The following is a 1,571-nucleotide window of genomic DNA, read 5'->3' as shown; positions in this document are numbered from 1 at the left end:
GGCTTTTGTTATGCGTTGATTCATATTTTGAATTTGAATGGTTTCTTTTACATGTATGAATAGATCTTCTAACAAACCTGGTGTAGACTCTAATTCCTGCTTTTCAATTTCCTCTGTTACAGCACTGATAAATTCCCATAGTACCTTTGCACCTAATAGTTCTGCTAATCGTTTTTCACGCACTTCAAATGTTTTCATGTTCATGCAAATACACCTCTACAATTTATATATAATGATAAAAACATTACCTTTTTATGTAAAATTACCTAAAACACTTTCTAAACTTACATTTCTAAAAAATCACTACATCATCTTAAAAATCTAACATTATTCAACACACTTCGTGTTGTTCTGAATCAAAAAAAATTGTTTGAACTGTAACACCATAAAAATTCGCTAATTTTATTTTTATATTATCTCGTGGGATTCTCTGTCCATTTTCATACATCTGCAATGTACTAATACTGATTCCGACTGCTTTTGCCACCTCTTCTCTAGATCTCCCATTTCTTAAATTAATTAGATTTTCAGCTACTCTTTCATAATTCATACATTCTCACCCCCAAAACCACATTTCGTGTTGTTAATTAAAATATAAACCGCACGAAATGTGTTGTCAATAGATTTCAATTATCAATTATTAAAAGTTTTAATATATTAACACATATTGTGTTAATATATTATCAGGTGATAGAATGAAAACGTTTGGAAATATAATTCGTGATTTAAGAAAACAAAAAGGAATTACGCAAAAAGAACTGGCTCAATCTCTTCAACTAAGTGAAAGTACAATTGGTATGTATGAACGTAATGAACGTCAACCTGATTACAATACCTTGATACGTATAGCAGATTACTTTAAAGTATCTACTGATTTTCTTCTAGGGAGAGATTTTGATGCTGAAGGGAAAAGAAATGATTCAGAACTAGATCAATGGTTAAATGATATAAAACTTGCTCCATCCCAAAAACGTGAAGAATTAAAACGTTTTTGGAAATTTATAATGCAGGAAGAAAAGTAATACAATAAACCCCCACCTTTACAGTATGGAGGTATTGAGTTCGAGCCCTTTCCGGGCCATATATTACGGTAAAATGGCGTTCTACCCAAAGTTAGAGCGCTTATTTTTGTTAGATAATTTATTTATTAATTTAGCCGAAATATTTGCGTTACGCCGCCAAACTGTATGAAATGGAAGCCTCCTATTTCATACATTCAACGTACATCATAGATTTCATGATACTGGATTTTACTCTGCCTTTAGACATGGAAGTGTTAACTAGTGATTATCAATACACATGAGCATTTAATGCGTAATATCTACTGGAAAAGAACGCCTTACACCACTTCGCATAACTATCTTCTCCATAATATTTGATTTTTTTCAAAGTATAATCGGTAAAAACTACTTTTATTTGCAGGTATTCGACTCTTTTTAGTTATAAATACGAAGGAGCATTGTAAAGTTTACTTTCCCATCTCATTTATTTCTCTATTTCCTATAAATAAACAAAAGAGGAAAAAAAGTAATAATAGATTAAAATGCAAAGTGATAATAAAGTTATTTAAT

At 30.6% G+C, this 1,571-nt stretch carries 2 protein-coding genes and 1 pseudogene; 1 reads left to right on the top strand and 2 read right to left on the bottom strand.

Annotation, left to right across the window (positions count from 1 at the left end; all coding sequences use genetic code 11):
- Together DN403_RS26830 and DN403_RS26825 are read right to left on the bottom strand one after the other, a co-directional pair.
- Nucleotides 1-204, bottom strand: a pseudogene (locus DN403_RS26830) (hypothetical protein); the annotation flags it as partial.
- Nucleotides 205-331: 127 nt separating this feature from the next.
- The gene (locus DN403_RS26825) at nt 332-550 is read right to left on the bottom strand and encodes a helix-turn-helix transcriptional regulator (RefSeq protein ID WP_001105580.1); all 219 of its coding nucleotides are present in this window, start codon (nt 548-550) and stop codon (nt 332-334) included.
- Nucleotides 551-695: 145 nt separating this feature from the next.
- Here DN403_RS26825 and DN403_RS26820 point away from each other — a divergent pair, with 145 nt between their 5' ends.
- The gene (locus DN403_RS26820; RefSeq protein WP_000846661.1) at nt 696-1,022 is read left to right on the top strand and encodes a helix-turn-helix domain-containing protein; all 327 of its coding nucleotides are present in this window, start codon (nt 696-698) and stop codon (nt 1,020-1,022) included.
- Nucleotides 1,023-1,571: the final 549 nt, after the last annotated feature.

Origin of the sequence: Bacillus sp. AY2-1 (assembly GCF_008368965.1) — a bacterium.
GTDB classification, from domain to species: Bacteria; Bacillota; Bacilli; order Bacillales; family Bacillaceae_G; genus Bacillus_A; species Bacillus_A thuringiensis_S.
This window is presented reverse-complemented; position numbering and strand designations above follow the sequence as displayed.

Excerpts from the sequence above, each read along its gene's own strand:
- DN403_RS26825 (WP_001105580.1), bottom strand. The coding sequence starts at position 550 with ATGAATTATGAAAGAGTAGCTGAAAATCTAATTAATTTAAGAAATGGG.
- DN403_RS26820 (WP_000846661.1), top strand. The coding sequence starts at position 696 with ATGAAAACGTTTGGAAATATAATTCGTGATTTAAGAAAACAAAAAGGA.